The organism is Spirochaeta dissipatitropha, assembly GCF_054657935.1.
This window is the reverse complement of record NZ_BAAHXT010000004.1, coordinates 202641-221684: the sequence shown is the minus strand read 5'-3', so window position 1 is coordinate 221684 and position 19044 is coordinate 202641. Positions and strand designations below refer to the sequence as shown.

At 44.7% G+C, this 19044-nt stretch carries 14 protein-coding genes and 5 tRNA genes; 13 read left to right on the top strand and 6 right to left on the bottom strand.

Annotation, left to right across the window (positions count from 1 at the left end):
• Nucleotides 1–7: 7 nt before the first annotated feature.
• Nucleotides 8–1642, bottom strand: a complete 1635-nt coding sequence (locus tag ACYQ2L_RS06490; protein ID WP_460052922.1) for an ABC-F family ATP-binding cassette domain-containing protein — start codon at nt 1640–1642, stop codon at nt 8–10.
• 116 nt (nt 1643–1758) lie between these two features.
• Here ACYQ2L_RS06490 and ACYQ2L_RS06485 point away from each other — a divergent pair, with 116 nt between their 5' ends.
• On the top strand, nt 1759–2475 hold the full coding sequence (locus ACYQ2L_RS06485) for a histidine phosphatase family protein (RefSeq protein WP_460052917.1): 717 nt from the start codon (nt 1759–1761) through the stop codon (nt 2473–2475).
• A gap of 39 nt (nt 2476–2514) precedes the next feature.
• Nucleotides 2515–2745 carry a cation transporter gene (locus ACYQ2L_RS06480; RefSeq protein WP_460052913.1) on the top strand — a complete coding sequence of 77 codons (231 nt, stop codon included), beginning with the start codon at nt 2515–2517 and terminating at the stop codon, nt 2743–2745.
• 50 nt (nt 2746–2795) lie between these two features.
• Here the strand turns inward: ACYQ2L_RS06480 and ACYQ2L_RS06475 are convergent, their stop codons facing one another.
• The 3 genes from ACYQ2L_RS06475 to ACYQ2L_RS06465 form a co-directional block, all read right to left on the bottom strand.
• Nucleotides 2796–3737, bottom strand: coding sequence for a sugar ABC transporter permease (locus ACYQ2L_RS06475; RefSeq protein WP_460052911.1), 942 nt, complete (start codon nt 3735–3737; stop codon nt 2796–2798).
• A gap of 1 nt (nt 3738) precedes the next feature.
• Nucleotides 3739–4854: a carbohydrate ABC transporter permease gene (locus tag ACYQ2L_RS06470; RefSeq protein WP_460052907.1), complete on the bottom strand. Its 1116-nt coding sequence runs from the start codon at nt 4852–4854 to the stop codon at nt 3739–3741.
• A 62-nt stretch (nt 4855–4916) separates the two neighbouring features.
• Nucleotides 4917–6131, bottom strand: a complete 1215-nt coding sequence (locus ACYQ2L_RS06465) for an extracellular solute-binding protein (protein ID WP_460052904.1) — start codon at nt 6129–6131, stop codon at nt 4917–4919.
• A 174-nt stretch (nt 6132–6305) separates the two neighbouring features.
• Here ACYQ2L_RS06465 and ACYQ2L_RS06460 point away from each other — a divergent pair, with 174 nt between their 5' ends.
• Entirely contained in the window at nt 6306–7451 is a 1146-nt protein-coding gene (locus tag ACYQ2L_RS06460; RefSeq protein WP_460052902.1) for a coiled-coil domain-containing protein, read from the top strand.
• Here ACYQ2L_RS06460 and ACYQ2L_RS06455 read toward each other — a convergent pair.
• Together ACYQ2L_RS06455 and ACYQ2L_RS06450 are read right to left on the bottom strand one after the other, a co-directional pair.
• On the bottom strand, nt 7448–8485 hold the full coding sequence (locus ACYQ2L_RS06455; protein WP_460052898.1) for a PQQ-binding-like beta-propeller repeat protein: 1038 nt from the start codon (nt 8483–8485) through the stop codon (nt 7448–7450). The two genes, ACYQ2L_RS06460 and ACYQ2L_RS06455, sit on opposite strands and share 4 nt — an antisense overlap.
• On the bottom strand, nt 8469–10484 hold the full coding sequence (locus ACYQ2L_RS06450) for a hypothetical protein (RefSeq protein ID WP_460052895.1): 2016 nt from the start codon (nt 10482–10484) through the stop codon (nt 8469–8471). The genes ACYQ2L_RS06455 and ACYQ2L_RS06450 overlap by 17 nt, the downstream gene beginning before the upstream one ends.
• Nucleotides 10485–10564: 80 nt before the next feature.
• On the opposite strand from ACYQ2L_RS06450, the gene ACYQ2L_RS06445 reads away from it, so the two are divergent.
• The 10 genes from ACYQ2L_RS06445 (at nt 10565) to lon (ending at nt 19031) form a co-directional block, all read left to right on the top strand.
• The gene (locus ACYQ2L_RS06445) at nt 10565–12778 is read left to right on the top strand and encodes an AAA family ATPase (RefSeq protein ID WP_460052890.1); all 2214 of its coding nucleotides are present in this window, start codon (nt 10565–10567) and stop codon (nt 12776–12778) included.
• 37 nt (nt 12779–12815) lie between these two features.
• Nucleotides 12816–12887, top strand: a tRNA-His gene (locus ACYQ2L_RS06440).
• An 18-nt stretch (nt 12888–12905) separates the two neighbouring features.
• Nucleotides 12906–12979, top strand: a tRNA-Arg gene (locus tag ACYQ2L_RS06435).
• 29 nt (nt 12980–13008) lie between these two features.
• A tRNA-Lys gene (locus tag ACYQ2L_RS06430) sits at nt 13009–13081 on the top strand.
• A gap of 104 nt (nt 13082–13185) precedes the next feature.
• Nucleotides 13186–13267 (top strand) — tRNA-Leu (locus ACYQ2L_RS06425).
• A gap of 52 nt (nt 13268–13319) precedes the next feature.
• Nucleotides 13320–13391 (top strand) — tRNA-Gly (locus ACYQ2L_RS06420).
• 62 nt (nt 13392–13453) lie between these two features.
• On the top strand, nt 13454–14806 hold the full coding sequence (tig, locus tag ACYQ2L_RS06415; protein WP_460052888.1) for a trigger factor: 1353 nt from the start codon (nt 13454–13456) through the stop codon (nt 14804–14806).
• Between the two features lie 22 nt (nt 14807–14828).
• Nucleotides 14829–15437, top strand: a complete 609-nt coding sequence (gene clpP, locus ACYQ2L_RS06410) for an ATP-dependent Clp endopeptidase proteolytic subunit ClpP (RefSeq protein ID WP_460052885.1) — start codon at nt 14829–14831, stop codon at nt 15435–15437.
• Nucleotides 15427–16668 (top strand): ATP-dependent Clp protease ATP-binding subunit ClpX, encoded by a 1242-nt coding sequence (gene clpX, locus ACYQ2L_RS06405; protein ID WP_460052882.1) that lies wholly within the window; start codon nt 15427–15429, stop codon nt 16666–16668. Before clpP ends, clpX begins: the two co-directional genes overlap by 11 nt.
• Nucleotides 16665–19031 (top strand): endopeptidase La, encoded by a 2367-nt coding sequence (gene lon / locus ACYQ2L_RS06400; RefSeq protein ID WP_460052878.1) that lies wholly within the window; start codon nt 16665–16667, stop codon nt 19029–19031. The genes clpX and lon overlap by 4 nt, the downstream gene beginning before the upstream one ends.
• The last annotated feature ends 13 nt before the right edge of the window (nt 19032–19044 follow it).

The window sequence follows — 19044 nt, the reverse complement described above, 5'->3', positions numbered from 1 at the left end:
TATTTAATTAAATAGCAGCACGCTGATGACCATGATAATATTCATCCCTAAGAGCCTGAACCCCAGCGTCCTCGAGATAATCATCAAAAGGCATCATTCGGTCGATTATGCCTCCCGGAGTAATTTCGACTATGCGGTTGGCAATACTATGAACAAACTGATGATCATGTGATGTGAACATAACGACTTCCGGAAATTCGATTAAGGCATTATTGAGTGCGGTAATGGCTTCAAGATCAAGATGATTGGTAGGATCGTCCATTATCAGGGTATTTGCTCCGGAAAGCATCATCTTTGACAGCATACAGCGGACCTTCTCGCCTCCCGATAGGACCTGCACGTTTTTGAGGGCATCATCCCCTGAAAAAAGCATTCTTCCAAGAAAGCCGCGAACATAACTCTCGTCTGTACTGTCGGAATACTGTTTGAGCCAATCGATAATAGATATCTTTTCCGTAAAATAGCGGGAACTTTCAATAGGAAAATATGACTGACTTATTGTCACTCCCCACTCATAAGTACCACTATCTGCTTCCATCTCCCCGGAGACTATATCGAAAAGAGCACTCTTGGACGCGTGCTCACGGCCAACAAACGCTATTTTATCACCGCGATTTACAGTCAGTGAAAAGTTATCAAGCAATTTTTCGTCTTCTATGGTTTTCGAGATATTTTCTATATTGAGAACTATTCGTCCACATTCGCGCTCCGGTTTGAAAGCAACGTACGGAAACCGTCTGCTGCTGGCCTTGAAATTATCCAGATTCAGCTTATCCAGCATCTTCTTACGAGAGGTTGCCTGTTTACTTTTGGCAGCATTTGAAGCAAAGCGCTGAATAAAATCCTTTAATTCCTTTGCTTTATCCTCGGCCCTTTTTTGCTGGTCGCGGGACTGCTTCAATGCAAGCTGACTTGCCTGATACCAGAAATCATAATTACCTACATACACAGATATTTTCTGAAAATCTATATCTGCAATATGAGTACAGACCCGATTTAGAAAATGCCTGTCATGCGAAACAACGATAACAGTGTTATTGAATTTCTCAAGAAAGCCCTCTAACCAGTTAATCGATTCAAGATCAAGGTTATTTGTCGGCTCATCCAGAAGCAGAATATCGGGATTACCGAACAAGGCCTGAGCAAGCAGCACCCTGACCTTCAGACCGCCTTCAAGTTCCGACATTTTTTTATCATGAAGCGATTCATCAATTCCCAGTCCATCCAGGAGAGTCGAAGCCTCTGCTTCCGCTTCCCAACCATTCAGATCAGCAAATTCACCTTCAAGTGTCGAGGCACGAAGACCATCTTCTTCAGAAAATTCCTCTTTGGCATAGACTGCCTCACGTTCCATCATTATGTCATACAGATGCTTATGCCCCATAATTACTGTATGCATTACGGTATGTTCATCAAAAGCAAATTGATCCTGTCTGAGCACCGCCAGTCGTTGCCCGGTGCTGATAGATACATCACCGGAGTCCGGTTGAATATCTCCTGACAGTATCCGCAGAAATGTTGATTTCCCGGCTCCGTTTGCACCTATCACTCCATAGCAATTGCCTGGGGTAAATTTAATTGAAACATCTTTAAATAATGGTATATTACCGAATGATAAGCCTACTTCATTTACACTAATCACTTCTTAGCTCCTCTGTGTGTGTTGGGTTTTGTAACGCGTACCGAAATGAAAGGTCAATACTGCACTGCAGGCGGTTTATAATTGACCGGGGTATCGTTAAGCTATAATGTATCAGCATGCAGATTTATTGTATACGTCATGGCGAATCTTCAAATAATATTCTGGAAGGAAAGAGTGATTACCTGCAGAAACGCAGCTGTGAGCCACTGCTTACCGAGACCGGTAGAAAACAAGCTGAATGTGCTGCGAAATACATAGCTGAATATATCAGCAATCCAGAAATCAATACACACTCCCCACGGGCAGGAAAGACGAAAATCTTTACGAGCTATATGCTGCGTGCGGTTCAAACCGCTGAATATATTGGCCGTAAAACAGATATTCAGGTACACGCATGGAAAGATCTGCATGAGAGAGGGGGCTGTCTGGAATTCGACGACACCAGGAAGGCATTTAAAACAGTTCCTGGTTATGGAAAAGCATACTACAGCAGAAAACATCCAGATCTCTATACAGATTCAGAACTCAAGGAATGCGGCTGGAATAGTCTTAAAAACCCTGAACAACAGCGTGGCTGCTATCTGCGTGCAAAAAAGGTTCTGGAAAAACTAACTGCAATGCCGGATGATCAAACAGTCATATTGGTCAGCCATCGTTTGTTTATAAGTGCCCTGCTTTCTGTAGTTCTCAAGGCTGATCACGCATACAGTGATCGGCTTTACTCGCACAATACAGGAATCAGCTGCATTCAGATAAGCTCAGGAATTATGTCGATCAGATTTCACAATCGTTTCCATTTTCTCCCGGAAGAACTGTCAGGAAACACGGTATAATTCTTTACTACTTTTATAAGTTTAAGTACATTATCGATTATGCAAAATGATACAATAACAACAAGACTTCAGCTTGATGGAGCTAACTGTTCATCGTGCGTGTATACGATCGAACACCTTGGCAGAAAAATGGATGGTGTAAAAGATATTTATGTTGATCGGGCAACACAGCAAATCGAACTATCCTATGATGGAAATGAGGAAACCGTTGAAAAACTCATAACTATTGTCAAAAAAATAGGCTATACAGCTGCACGGACAGATACATAGTATGTGTCCGTGCAGCTGAAATCAGATAAAATATTTACATACCAGAAACATCAACCTTTTACACCGCCGAGAGTCAAACCGGACAGCAGATATTTTGATGAACTGATAAATATTGTCAGTACCGGTATTGATATCATCAGCGATGCCGCAGCAAACTGCCCCCATTGTGTAGTAAACTGTGACTGCATGCGCTGCAAACCAAGCGTCCAGGTAAACATACTGTCCTGGCTAATAATTACTCTTGCCAGCAGAAAATCATTCCAGACCTGGGTAAAATTGAAAAGAAATGCGATAGCCAGAGCTGGTGTAGATAGTGGAAGGATTATCTTTGTAAAAGCCTGCATGCTGGTCGCACCATCTATCATGGCAGATTGTTCAAGTTCAACAGGTATCGTATCGTAATAACCTTTTAGTATCCAGATACTGAAAGGAATTGACCCAACAGAATAGGCTAAAACCAATCCCAGCCATTGGTTTTGCAGATTAAAACGAATAGCCAGTATGTATAATGGTATTATGAGCATACCTGCAGGGATCATCTGTGTAGTTAACAAAAATACGAGTCCCGGAAGCTTCCCCGGGAATCTATAGCGACTGAAAGCATAAGCACTTGTCGCGGCAAGGGCAACTCCTATTATAGATGTAGAAATTGTAATCACAAGAGAATTGTATATCCATAACAGAAAGTTAGCATTTTGACCTACGAATATATTCCGGAAGTTTTCGAGGCTTGCCCCCTCAGGAATTATCGAAAGATCTGTTGTCAGAAGCCTGTTGCCCGGCCGCAAACTGACAGAGAAAATTCTGACGGCTGGATAAACTGCTGCAATTACAAACAGAATAAGTGCTATATGTATAAGAATCCTGGTAAATGGTGCATCACCTCTGGCCCGGTAAAAAAACCATTTAAAAAAGCCGTAGCGCTGTATATCATATATAAAACCTGGTTTTTTCGGTAAAAAATTGGATTCTTTCTTGATTTCTATCAACATTTCAGGCCTCCTTTCCGGAAATTTCAGCTGCACTCAGCAGCTGCTTTTTTTTGTTGTTCGAGCCAACAAGGGTGAGAGATCCTGAATTCAAGTCACTTACAACCTGAAAACCTGAAACCCGGATATAGAATACAGCTGCAGCCAACAGAAGAAGAAATATTACAAACCCCAGGGTTGCTGCAAAGCCATACTGAAAAAATTGAGTCATAACACGAAACAGTGCTGTGACAAGAATCTGATTTTCTTCTATATTCTGTTCATTGAGAAAATACGGAACATTAAACTGATTGAATGTCCAGATTATTCCTAGTATTACCGCAGGTGTCATAACCGGTTTTATCAAAGGCATGGTTATGTGCTGAAATTGAGCAATATGACTCGCACCATCCATCTCTGAAGCCTCATAATAGGTGCTATCAATACTCTGCAAGCCACCAAGAAGAATTGTCATCATAAATGGAATTCCAAGCCAGCCATTTACGATATGAAATGAAACGAAATTCCAGAAGGGATCTGACTTCCACCTTATTCTTTCGAATCCCATACGATCAAGCATGACATTGACAAATCCATATTCATAATTGAACTCACCACGCCAGGTCAGGGCTACTATAACCTGAGGCAAAGCCCAGGGAAGCAGGATCAATGCACGGTATATACCCCGCATTTTCATTTTCCTGTTCAACAGCATCGCAATAATCATGCCGAAGAAAACATGTATTACAACCTGGAGTAAGGTCCAATGAACGGTAGTAAATAGAATAGAGAAAAAACCTCTATGCTGAAGCAGAGGCCCGGTAAATACTCTTTTAATATTCTCAATAAATGGTGCAAGACCTATATCGGGAGGATTATTTCCTGTAGGGAACCTGCGGATACTCATGTTGGTGAATGCAAGGTAAAACTGGTATAGTATGGGCCCAACTACTATTACAAGCAACCCTATAGCGCCCGGTAGTAAAAGCATAACCGGAATCGCATATTTCCATTTAAGTACACGTACTAGTATTATATACAGCAGGACCTCAAGAACCGCGATTCCAATTGCTGCGAACAGAATAGCGCCACCAACCTCGGAAAGGCTCCTGATAATGATCGAGGCGGATAAACCTGCCATGTTACCTCCTGTAAAAAAGACAGCAGGGGCTATAATGCCCCTGCCATTTTGCATAAATAAGACTATTGCATCTGCCTTATACCCTGCTCGGCTGCAGTCTGCATTCGAGCAGCGGCTTCAGCAGGCGACATATTTCCGGTTAACACCGAATTTTGTTCCGGCTGCATGGCATCCCAGTTTGCACGCATTTCAACAGTTGACGGCATAGGTGTTCCAACCTGCATCTGAGCAATGGAACCTTGCTGAATAGGATCGCTCGTGAGTAATGGATCGTCTGCAAGACTGAGCAGTCCAGGCAGTCTGTTCAATCTGGTAACAAGCTCTCTCTGATTTTGTTCGTTAATTGCGAACGTAATAAAATCCTTGACTGCATCAAGCACTTCACCACTAACCTGCGAAGGAACCATGAAATATTTACCTGAGGTATAAGGAGCAGGCCATAGACCGGTACTGCTGATCATCGGTATCGGAGCAACTGCGAAATCATCACCAAGAATCTCGGGATATTCTCCAAGTGTCCAGTCACCATTAATAATCATGGCAGCCTTGCCTTCCTTGAACAGAGTGTCCATGGTGTTGTAGTCAGCTTCCTGTGGTGTGATTCGGTGTGTGAATTTCAGATCGTACATAAACTGAAGGGTATCGATCATTTCCTGGGAGTTCAGATTGGGAGTGACACCATCTTCTTCAAAGACAGATCCACCAAAACCTCCAAGCCATGGAACCAGCCAGAAAGGCTCTGTGAAATTATACACAAGTCCATATACATCAGGATTATTGGCAGTAGCATTTTTAGCCGCGGCTATCATATCGTCTGTATTTTGCGGAGCTTCCGGAACCAATCGTTTATTGTACATTAGCATAAGATGGTTACCGGCATTGATAGGAACACCCCAGATGTTACCGCCCATTTCCACACCATCTATGTAATCATTGGGGTTGTAGAAACCATCTACTGGCTGAATCAGATCAGCTACGACGAAAGGTCCAGCATGATCATTAACGGTCCAGAGCAGCTCTGGTGCCCCACCTGCGAGACTGGAAGTAATAAAATCTTCTCGAAGTGCTTCAGTCTCCTTGTTTACTACCTCGACCTTTATATCGGGGTTTGCAAGCATATACGACTCAGCAAGACTGACAACATACTGAAATGCTCCATCGGCTTCCCCTTCCTGGGTCCATAAACTAATGGAAATCCCATCGTCAGCACCATCCTGCTGGCATCCAGCAGCAAGCAATATCAGCAGAATAATTCCTGCAGCAGCTATTCTTTTCATTCTCAGCTCCTTGAAACACGGTTTATTAAACCGCTTTATCTTTGCATCTTACGCCCAGTTCTATAACTTGTCAAGGATTTCCTGAAGAATGGTGAATTATACAGACAGTCTTCTTTCAAATAAGAAGAAAAAACGCTACATTGAAGAAAGAGACTGCATTACGGAGGTAATTACATGAGATCACTACAGCGCTCTATGAAAGAAGCACAAAAGACATACCAGAGTTCAAATCAGTCTCTGGAAGCAGCATGGCTGGATCTCGGTACAGTATTACTGGATTCGGGAGAGTTCCATACTGATCAGGCTCAAACCGACTGGGGAAAGGATGCTGAAACAGCACGGTCAGCGAAAAACAGAAAAAGTCATAACCAGTCTATTATTGACGACATAACCGGTCTGCTGCAGGAAAAGCAGGAAATACTTTCAAGTCTTAAAGACGTACCTGCTCGCATAAAGTCTGCAGAAGCAGCCAATAAGCCGGTTTTCCGACATGTTGGTGAACTGGTGATTTCACTTTACGGTCACCGGGAACTTGCATCAAGAAGTTTTTCGGAGCTCCTGAAACCAGCCCGTGAAATATCCAGACAGATTTCGGATATCGACAGAGAAATTGATCAGCTCCAAGCCGGAAAGGGCCGACTTGGACTTAATTCAATTGGTGGAGGACTCAAGATTGCGACGCGGAAATCAAGACGAAGCAGTCTCCAGAAATATCTTGAACAGGAAGCATCAGAACTGGGAAAGAAACTGCTTGGCGAAAATCTGCTGCAGGAATTAATGGATCCGGACGTTGAAACTGCTGCCGCTGGATACTGGCAGAATCAGAAACGAATCGATGAAATAAGAACCGCTCAAAGCGAACTCGAATCAACAATGAACACCATTAATGATCGTCTCGGAGAATTATGTGGAAGCAAAAATCCGAATCAGCAACTGGATATACTGGAACTGGAGAATCGTGCTCTGCAAAAAGAAATCGAGACCCTGCTGGTAAGCATTGCCAAGAAATACTATAGCAACAACCCTCTCAAGGAAGGAAGCACACCAAATGGAGTACAGGAACTAATACGAAGAATCCAGGTGCTGACGGAAGAAGCTCAATCCGAACAACAGCGAATTGAAAGAATAGAAGCTGCTATCCAGTTAAGGAAGGCACAAAGCCGACAGCAGGATATCAAGAAGAAACTACATACAACAGAACAGCAGATACAGTCCCTGCAGCAGGAAAAACAGCGTTATGAAGACGAGCTGTTTAATACGGAAGCAGAAATACAGCGCTTGATTGAATCAAGAGGATCAATACAGGGCATAAGCGATTAATCCTCCATTAGAAGAGCTGCATTAACGTAGGTCAATTCACCTTCAGGAAAATCATGAGGAAAACGAAACCATAGCTCATACATACTGGCTTGCCTCAAATCTATGACAAAGCCATCGGTAATCGCACCATAATCCTCATTGTTCTGCAGTACCTGTCCTTCCGTTGATGATATTCCAAAAAGTACTGGCTGTGATTCAAAATTTGATATGAAAAATTCATACCTGCCGCTTACAGGAACACTGAATCTGTTTGAAACCATTTCTTCCGAGCCGGAATATGAGGATGGCTGCAGTGCCGCCCTGAAAGGCAGTGTGGAAATAAGAATATCATTTTCATCAAGAACCATATTATATCCGTCACTATCAGAATCAAGAACATCAGTCGCACTACGTTCATCGACAACAAGTCGAGAGAGGAAGTTGTGGTTTAACCTGTAGGCTGCTTCGTGGTATATGGCTGTAATTTCAGCCGTGGGCCAATCATCTGACACAGAAACAGCTTCCCAGGAGCTAAAAAAACGGCTGGACACTTCTCCATTAAATGGATCAAGGGATACTGTAAAACCGGATCTATCCACTATGTGCAGTTCTGGTGCGGAAAGTGTATTATCAGCATAATAGGCAACGACCTCACCTTCTCTTTCCCAGAGAACATCACCCGTATTTCCATTAATCCCGACAATGCCATTGATTGTCTGGACGCAAAGCACCAGATTATCAATACTTTCAAAAACAACAGGTTCCTGAAAAGGAATAAAGTTATCCTCTATTACCCACAACGTGCTGTTGCGATCAATCGAATACTGTGACCAGTCAACTGATTCCTGTGGGGGAGTAAATACCCAGATCTCTTCGCCTGGACTGCCTTGATCCATGTCCTGAACTGAATCATCAAGCTGTACAGAATCATCACTATCTTGTGTTTCCTCTATGCTGCAGCCTGCTATACCGACAATGTATACAGCAGCAATTACAGCCGATAGAAGCCATAAAGATGTTGCAAAATACCGAGGCCGTTTAATTTTCAAGAACATCTGTTAACTCCAGCATTGTTTTCAGTGAAAGATAGGAAAGTAGCCAGGGCATAGCCACGGCTTTTTCATTTGATTCAGCGGAACGGGAAATATAACCAAAAGGCACCTGAAGCAGAGACGGCAAAGTGGAAACCTCACGGGAAAGATCATCAAGAAAAATTTCAAGCGAATACAGATAGTCACTAAGTTTCTCATAATGAAGATAATCAACGGGGTGCCGGACAAGATCTTTTCGCACCCTCTCCTCAAGGCTTCGGGAAATCCATATATGCTGAAGACCTGCTATCCTGATTGCCACATCTGTTGTCAGAATCTCCAGAAATGCCTTGGGATATCGAGGTGAATTATGAAGGCTATCCAACATCTCGCTTAGATAGCGACTGGCTTCTGCTGCTGCATCACCAATGTCACCATGCCAGATTATATGATCACGATCAACTGGCAGTATAATTAAACCATGCGCGGCAAACCATTCCCTGGGATTCAATGAGAAACTGTGAGCTTCAGATCCATTAGCTGTATCACGCAGCCAGATATCCAGAGCTCTCTGTATTCTACTCTCATCTGTGCCTTTTTCAATGACAAGTATTGTTTCGGGGAAACCAGCATTGTAATACTCGATCCTGCGGGAGCCAGCTATGCGTAAGCCATCAAGCCATTCACGTTGAGCATCTCTCATAATCTCATACAGTCTTTGATCTTCTATGCCTGCAAGTGACTCCTGCATGATTCTGCTGCCGAACACTTCAGTCTTCTGATACAGATCAGAAGACCAGGCCCGTCCCTGCTGCCGTTCAAAAGTCTGCAGACTATTCCTTGAAGCCCTGGCTTTATGCAGATATTCAGTTATCCAGCTGTCATCTATTAATAAAGGCTGGATATTTCTGGCAGCGCTCATTATTACCGGCCGTAGAATAGTGCCAGAATCACTTTCAGCCTCAGTATCAGACTTCGATTCATCTCCAGTAATATAGGAAAAATATACAGGGTCATCATCAATCAGATCCATCGTAGTAAAAAAATCTGACCACGCAACAGATGATGGTCGCCTGGAAGTAACAGCCAAGCGAATGACTGACTTGATGAAATCGGATTCCTTACTGCCTTGCGGCAGCAAATTCCGCAGATAATCAAAAGAAGCTGCAACAAGCGGATCTTTTCGGATACTTTCTGCTATTTCGACCGGGAATACAGGTATATCACCAGGTAAAAAACCTATTTGTTTTTCTCTATCTTCGGAGCTTTCATTATCCAGAAGAGCAGCCAGCCATGAAAGTAGTGAACTATGGCGTACGTTAAGCCTCATAATGTGTGTGGCAATACTCGTAAGCTGAGCAGAAGCCTCGGCATCAAGTGAACTGACATCTTCGGCGAAGGCATAAATACCTGATACAAGGTTATCTCCGCTCCGGGACAGGGTCACCAGAAGCTGCTGACTTAAATCCTGGGTAAGCAGAAAACGCCATGTTCGTATATCATCTCCTCGAGGAGCATCAATGGTTAACCGACCTGCATTAGCGAAATAATTCTGTATCTGCTCAGAAGAATAATCGCCTTGTGTAAAAGCGAAAGCAGTGTCTATAAACAGATCAATCAGTTCAGCTGAAACTCCACTTTGTATCTGATAAATTCTCAGTGCCGCCAGTCGCTTATGATATGCCTCTGTCTGGGGTCTGGGCATTTCCGACATGAGTAGAGCTTCGAGTTCGGTCACTAAAGACTCATCTTTATCCTGAAACGGAACAGCCAATTCTGCCGCAAATTCAGCCCCTTTCCTCTCATCCTGAAGTGAATTGAGAGACAGCGCTGTAGCATAACGATCTTGAAGCCATACCTGCCTGTACCGTTCATGTTTCTGAACTGTCTGAGCAATCCGCTCTCCGGAAGAGAAGCTCTCTACCAGAGAAACCGCATATTCAGGTAATTCAGCAGTACTGATATTCGGCACGAGAATACATACCATTATCAGCAAAGTCAGAGATCCGATCTTCAGTTTCATGCTCATAACCTATACCACAGGAAGATAAACGTCCAGCTTTCCCATATTTTTCCATGTAATATTATGCTATAGTATGCGCCATGTCGAATACAGATATGAGTCTATTCAGTAACATTGATTCACATGCCCCTTTTCCTGACCGAATGCGGCCCCGGCAGCTCGAAGAGTTCATAGGGCAGGAACATATTATTGGAGAAGGTAGACTGCTCAGAAGGGCCATTCAGGCGGATCGAATCAGTACCCTGATTTTTTACGGTCCTCCAGGTACAGGAAAAACAACGCTGGCAAGAGTCATAGCCAATACTACCAAACGGGCATTCACATCGCTGAACGCTGTTCTTGGAGGTGTTGCCGAAGTCCGGAAAGCGATTGAACAGGCTAAAAGCATGCGTGATCTGTATGACCGCAGTACAATACTCTTCGTGGATGAGGTGCACCGCTGGAATAAAGCTCAGCAGGATGCATTGCTGCCATGGGTTGAAAACGGTACCGTAATTTTTATTGGAGCAACCACTGAAAACCCCTATTTCGCTGTAAATTCGGCGCTCGTAAGCAGATCGAGGGTATTTCAGCTCAAGCCGCTGGGCACAAATGATCTGCAGAAGGTGGCTGAGCAAGCCCTGCGTGATCCTGTCCGGGGATACGGAAAATACGATGTGACTATTGATCCTGATGCTCTCGATCATCTGGTCCAGATAGCTGACGGTGATGCCAGAAGTCTACTTGGAGCAATCGAACTTGCGGTAGAAACAAGCGGTTCGCAGTTCCCTCCTCACGAGGGTGAAACAATTCACGTTACCCTGCCTGTCGCTGAAGACAGCATACAGCGCAAAGCCGTCCTCTATGATAGAGAAGGTGATTATCATTATGATACCATCAGTGCTTTTATCAAATCCGTCAGAGGGTCCGATCCGGATGCCGCTCTGTACTGGTTAAGCAGAATGGTATATTCAGGTGAGGATCCACGATACATTTTCCGGAGAATGCTTATCTCTGCTGGAGAAGACATTGGCCTGGCTGACCCGCATGCACTCGGAGTCGTGAATCAAGCTGCCCAGGCATTCGAGCGTGTCGGTATGCCCGAGGGGCAATATTTTCTTACACATGCAGTTCTGTATCTCGCCAATGCACCAAAATCAAATTCATCGCTTGGTTATTTTGATGCCCTCAAGACGGTTGAACAGGAAGCACAGCATGAAGTTCCTAATCATCTAAGGGATGACAGTAGAGACAAGCATGGATTTGGACATGGACAAGGCTATGCATACCCTCATGCATACAGAGATCACTGGGTAGCCCAGGACTACCTGCCTTCAGGACTGAAAGGTAAGGTTTTCTACCAACCCGGGAAGCTCGGTTGGGAAGGCAGCATCCATCAAACCGTCAACAGAAGGCGTGAGATACAACTGACTGTACATAGTTCCGATGATTTTCCGGAAATACTTAGTTTTTCCCCCAGAGACAAGGGGCGGGATGCCTGGATACGTAGAATACAGCGAAGTGGAAATGGATACCTGAATGAACTCCGCGATCATATCTGGAGCAGAATGAAATTTGCAAGGCACCATACAATTCTTACTGCAGGGCAGTTCTGTACCGTTCTGACAGGTGAGGCCCTGAGAAACTGTCCGGAAGGCGGGGTAACAGCGCTGCCCTATGATAGTAAGGAACTTGAATTTCTCACGCATAAATCAGAGGAGCTTCCTGAAGAGGATCGTCCGCTCATTCTTGAAAAAAAAGGCTGTACTTCCGAAATCCTCCAGCAAACATTGCATCCATTCGACAGGATCACAGGAGTCAATATCCTTCTTGAATCTCCGCAAAAAGAAAAAATTCTTAAAGAAATGCATCAACAGGCACAGGAAGGTGCGTTGATGGTTCTGGCAGAGCTGTATCCTGCAGGGGGAAGCAGACTAAGCCAGTTTCTTGATAATGATTTCAGAAAAATGAATCCTTCAGCAACAAACGCACTAACTGAAACTGAAAACAACATCTATGAATCAATGGATGATCCCAAGACTGCTTGGAAACCTGATGACCTCACGGAGATGGCAGCAGAAGCCGGCTGGAAGAATATCCGGTATGAGGAGATAATCCTGGAGGAAAAACGCATACTGAACAAGGAAATAATATCCCGATGGATTCTGGACACATCCAGCAGATTCGGCAAGGACCTGTCGGAAAGATGTACAGACCAGCAACTTGTAGAACTTGCCGAGGAGTTGATCAGGACAATGACAAAAAGCCCCGTGACATGGTTCATGAAATTCATATTTCTTTCTGCATCCGCTTGACAATTTCTCTGTCTTGAGATATTTTCCTCGGCACACGGTGGGTGTAGTTCAATGGTAGAGCGCCAGATTGTGGTTCTGGTTGTTGCGGGTTCAAGTCCCGTCATCCACCCGTTTTTTTACTTTTTTTGCACCCGTAGCTCAGCTGGATAGAGTGCCGGACTTCGAATCCGTGGGTCGCAGGTTCGAATCCTGCCGGGTGTATTTTTTTGTTGTTTTTCCAGGCAACAATCGGGCCGTTAGCTCAGCTGGCAGAGCAGCAGACTCTTAATCTGCGGGTCGTAGGTTCGATCCCTACACGGCTCAGAACGCACAACGGAAGCGCTGAATTATTTCTGGGAGGTCTTGACGGTTTTTCAGGAATCATATATATTCCGTTTTGCAAGTGCGCTTTACAGCAGGCGCTGAAAGCGAGAGTGGTGGAATTGGTAGACACGCCAGACTTAGGATCTGGTACCTTCGGGTGTGGGGGTTCAAGTCCCTTCTCTCGCACTGCTCGTATGAATGGCACTGATCGTACAGCGCAAAGCTTTTCTGTTAACTTGCGAGAGTAGCTCAGTGGTAGAGCTCCACCTTGCCAAGGTGGATGTCGCGGGTTCGAATCCCGTCTCTCGCTCTTTAAAAGCGTACTGGATTGCCAGTACGCTTTTTTTATACTCTATGTACAAGGATATACCTGTGGTTAAAGAAAAACAGATTGAACACCTCGATAATTCGGCGGTGAAACTGACGGTTACTGTCGGGCAGGAAACTGTACGCACGGAATATGACAATCTCCTGAAAGAATATGCAAAAGATGCCCAGATAAAGGGATTCAGGAAAGGCAAGGTTCCACCAAGTGTACTTGAACGAAAGTTCGGAGAATCTATCCGCTATGAAGCTTCCCAGAAAACACTCGAATCATCACTGAGAAGTGTGTTTGAGGAAATTGAGGAAAAGCCGCTACCCTACTGCACACCAACTCTCGAGGATGAACCAGAATTTTCACTTGAAAAAGATCTGGTGTTCTCGGTTACTTACGATATCTTTCCAGAGATTACAGTCGGTGAGTATTCAGGAATTCCTGCAGAAGAACCCCAGGTTAACATCAGCAAGGAAGATGAAAAACGTGAGCTTGAACAGATTCAGGAACAGAATGCTGTAGTCGTTGAAAAAGACGATGCCAAAATCAAGAAAGAACATATCGTAACCTTGAATTATGAGGAACTTGATGAAAACGACAGCCCTGTGGATGGAAGCAGACGTGAGGATTTCACCTTTACGATCGGCACCGGCTACAATCTGTACAAAATTGATGATGATGTAATCGGCCTGAAAAAAGGTGACAAAAAAGTTATCAGCAAATCATTCCCTGAAGATTTTGAGAACACAGACCTTGCCGGAACCGAAAAGAAAATATCAGTTGAAATAACCAATGTTAAGGAAAAAGAACTTCCTGCCATTGATGACGAGCTTGCCCAGGATGTAAGCGAAAAATACGAAACAATTGATGACCTGAAAAACGATATCAAAAACCGTCTTGAAAAAAATCTTGAATTGAAAATCCGTCAGATCAAGATTGATCAGATAATGGATGCACTTGTGGACAGCAGCACTGTTCCTGTACCTGGTTCCATGATTACCGCCGAACTTGACAACTCCTGGCAGCGTTTCGTACACCAGTTTCGCACAGAAGAAGCACAGGTACTGCAGCTGCTCCAGATGCAGGGAAAAACCAAAGATGAACTTCTGGAAGAATGGAAACCTGCTGCAGAGAAAAATCTCAAGCGCAGCCTGATAATGCAGAAACTTATCGAAACAGAAAAGATTGAAGTCAGCGACGAGGAACTGGATGCCGAGATTGCGGAACAGGCAGAACAGAGCGGTGCCAGTCTTGATGAAATCAAGGAGTATTTTACCAAACAAGGCATGCTCCCCTACCTCAAACAGGATCTTCAGGAAAGAAAAGCTCAGGATCTGCTGTTAAGCAAGGCTAAGATTAAAAAAGGAAAAAAATCCACATATCTGGACGTTGTGCAGCCGAATCAGTAAATTGAACGCCAAGGAATAATACATGAATGTGCAGAACAATACGTTAGTACCAATGGTCGTGGAGCAAACCGGTGTCGGTGAACGTTCATACGATATCTATTCACGGCTGCTGAAGGATCGAATCGTTTTTCTCGATGGTGAGATTCATGATGTAACTGCCGACCTCGTTGTCGCCCAACTTCTGTTTCTGGAATCACAGGATCCGGACAAGGATATCAGTCTGTACATCCATTCACCCGGCGGTTCAGTTACCGCCGGACTGGCAATCTATGATACAATACAGTATATCAGACCTGATGTTCAGACAATCTGTATGGGTCAGGCAGCATCTATGGGCGCTGTCCTGCTTGCTGCAGGGACTGCCGGCAAACGTTTCGCCCTCCCATCCAGCCGTGTGCTCATGCATCAGCCGTGGGGCGGTGCACAGGGACAGGCCAGTGATATCGGAATCCAGGCCCGTGAAATAATGCGGCTGAAGCGCCTTCTGATTGAGTACTTCGCGCAACATACCGGTCACAGTTTTGAAAAGATAGAGGCCGATATGGAAAGAGATTTCTTTATGTCGGCGCAGGAAAGCAAGGACTATGGCATTGTAGACAAGATACTGATAAGGGAAAAAAATGCTGAATAAGCGAAACGAGAATCAGAAAACCTGTTCATTCTGCGGTAAAAATGCCGAAATGGCCAAAAAACTAATAGCCGGCCCCGGCGTATACATCTGTGATGAATGCGTAAATGTCTGCAAGAAGATAATTGATGATGAGGAAGATGTTGTAACAGCAGAGTATCTTGATTCTATCCCTACTCCGAAGGAAATAAAAGAATATCTTGATCAGTATATAGTCGGTCAGGAGCGTCCGAAACGGACACTGTCTGTTGCAGTTTATAATCACTACAAGCGTGTAACGCATAAAGCAAAGATAGAAAGCGATGTCGAGGTTGAAAAATCAAATGTCCTCATGATCGGGCCAACCGGCACCGGCAAGACCCTGCTTGCTAAAACACTTGCTCGTAAATTAAAGGTTCCTTTTGCGATTGCTGATGCCACGACACTGACCGAAGCGGGATATGTCGGTGAAGATGTTGAAAACATTCTCCTGAAGCTTATACAGGCTGCAGGCAACAATATTGCTGCTGCCGAGCGTGGTATTATCTATATTGACGAAATAGACAAGATAGGACGTAAATCAGAAAACGTTTCTATTACCCGTGATGTATCTGGTGAAGGCGTACAGCAGGCACTGCTGAAAATCATTGAAGGTACAATTGCTTCAGTTCCTCCCCAGGGTGGCCGCAAACACCCAAGCCAGGAAATGATAAAGCTCGATACCAGTAATATCCTGTTTATCTGTGGTGGCGCATTCGTCGGACTCGACAAGGTTATTGAGAGCCGGGTTTCTGAACACCCGATGGGTTTCGGTGCTGATGTAAGTTCGGCCAAGAACAAGCATCTCTCGGAACTCTATGCAGCTATGCATCCGGATGACCTTATTAAATTCGGTCTGATACCCGAATTTATCGGTCGTATGCCGATTAACGTTGCTTTGGATGAGCTCTCCATTGAAGATCTCGAGCGGATAATTACCGAGCCCAAAAACTCTATCATCAGGCAATACGAGGCTTCTCTCGGACTCGACGATGTCGAGATCGAATTCCAGCGGGAGGCTGTCCAGGAAATTGCAAAGGTTGCTCTTGACAGAAAAACCGGCGCACGCGGACTGAGATCAATTGTCGAACATGTCATGATAGACCTTATGTTTGAGTTGCCATCTATGGAAGGCCGTAAAAAGGTAATCATCAGTCGTGAGGTTATCACCCAGGAAGCCAAACCAGAGGTGATTGAAATTAAACAATCAGCATGAAGTTATTCGATAGACCACTGAACAAGGGGGACTCAGATGAGCTCCCCTTGTTGCCCAGCGCTGAAATAATAATTTTCCCGCATATGGTCGGCCCCTTTTTTATTGCCAAGGACAGCGGTGCGGAAAGTATCGACACAGCGATGAATGGGGACCGCAGGATTGTCGTTGTACCACAGCTGCATCAGGCAGACAGCAAGGCTTCACCACAAGACAGTCTAAATCCCGTCGGAACGGTTGCCAGAATAATGCAGGTTATGAAGCTTCCAAATGGATCTACCCGGGTACTGATTGAAGGCGAGCGTCGTGTCAGACTGCTTGATTTCATACAGAACAGTGGTAGTCCCATACTTGTCCGAACTGGTGACATATCAGACAGCCCTGCCCCTTCTAATGCCGGCACTTTGATGAAATCTATCCAGACCAGTTTCCAGGAACTTGTTGGTGACAACAAACGGGTTAACCCTGAAATACTTAAACAGGTTGAGCGCGCAGATACTCCGAATAAACTCGTGGATCTAGTAGCTGGTCACGCAAATATTGACAGAAAGAAAAAACTCGATCTGCTGAACGCTGAGGATACTACCTACAGGCTTGAGGAAACTGCTATAGCTCTGGACGCCGAGATAGAAGTTCAAAACCTAAAGCGCAGCATCTCTGACCGCGTCAAACAGCGAATGGAACGCAGTCAAAAAGAGTATTATCTGAATGAACAGCTCAAGGAAATCAACAAGGAACTTGGAAAAGAGACTCCTGATGATAATGGAATCCATGAGCTGGAAGAGGCTCTGGACAATCTACAGCTGCCGGAAGAAGTAAATGCCAAGGCAAGAAAAGAACTGAAACGCCTTGAGCGCATGCAGCCAATGGCTCCGGAAGCTGGGATTCTCAGGACTTATATCGAATGGATTATTGATATACCATGGCTTGCTAACGATGAACCGATCCCATCTATAGACGATGCCCAGAATATTCTCGACAACGATCACTATGACATGGACAAGCCCAAACAACGGATCCTGGAATATATTGCAATCCAGAAATTAAATCCTGGTGTTAAAGGCCCGATCCTCTGTTTTGTAGGGCCTCCTGGAACAGGAAAAACCTCCCTCGGTAAATCAATGGCCAGAGCACTGGGCAGGGAGTTCACAAGGATTTCATTAGGTGGGGTTCGGGATGAGGCCGAAATACGTGGTCACAGGCGCACCTACGTCGGCGCAATGCCAGGAAAAATAATTCAGGGGCTACGCAGACTTAAAACAGTCAATCCGGTTTTTCTTCTTGATGAAATAGATAAAATTTCTTCTGATCATCGGGGAGATCCCGCTTCTGCTCTTCTTGAAGTTCTTGATCCTGAACAGAACAATAGTTTCATGGATCATTATCTTGATGTCCCATACGATCTTTCGAAAGTTGTTTTTCTTACCACAGCTAACAGTCTGCATACAATTCCTCATGCTCTTCGTGATAGAATGGAAATTATCGAGGTTCCCGGTTATACCGAATACGAAAAGGCCAAGATAGCAGAAAAATTCCTTATTCCGAAGCAGCAGCAGGAAAATGGTCTGGACTGGGCCTCAATAACCTTCCAGAGCACGGCACTCCGGACAATGATTAATGAATACACCATGGAAAGCGGTGTGAGAAACCTTGAGCGACATACCGCAGCAGTTATGCGCAGGATTGCCCGGGAAGCAGTCGCAGAAGGTTATCCAGAGAGGTCAGCCGAAGAACAGTTCAGCTTTGTAGTTACTCCGGCCCGAGTCAGAAAATTTCTTGGTAAAAGAACAGCCCGCCGTGATCTTATGGTTCAGGAACAACGTATCGGAATGGCTCTGGGCATGGCATGGACCGAAGCAGGAGGGACTCTTCTTCCTGTAGAAGTAAGTCTATTCCCCGGCAAAGGCGATCTGACACTAACAGGTAATCTCGGGGATGTAATGAAAGAAAGCGCCCGTATTGCCCACACCTTCCTGAGAAGCAACAGCAAACATTTTGCAGGTCTGAATGTCAGCTTGTGTGAGCAGGATATGCATATTCATGTACCTGAAGGCGCTATTCCGAAAGATGGCCCCTCAGCAGGAATTACTATGACCATGGCGCTTCTATCTGCCCTGCTTGAAACCCCACTCCCCTGTGGTTGGTCCATGACAGGTGAAATTACATTGACCGGACGCATTCTCCCGGTCGGTGGTATAAAAGAAAAAGTACTTGCAGCACACCGAAACGGTATTAAAGCTATTCTGCTGCCAACAGAGAACCAGCTTGATGCTGAGGAATTGCCACGTGAAATCCGACAGCAGACAACCTTCCATTTTCCTGCTACTATACTTGAAGCCGTGGCTCTTCTGTTTCCGGCTGAATAAAACTACTTTGATA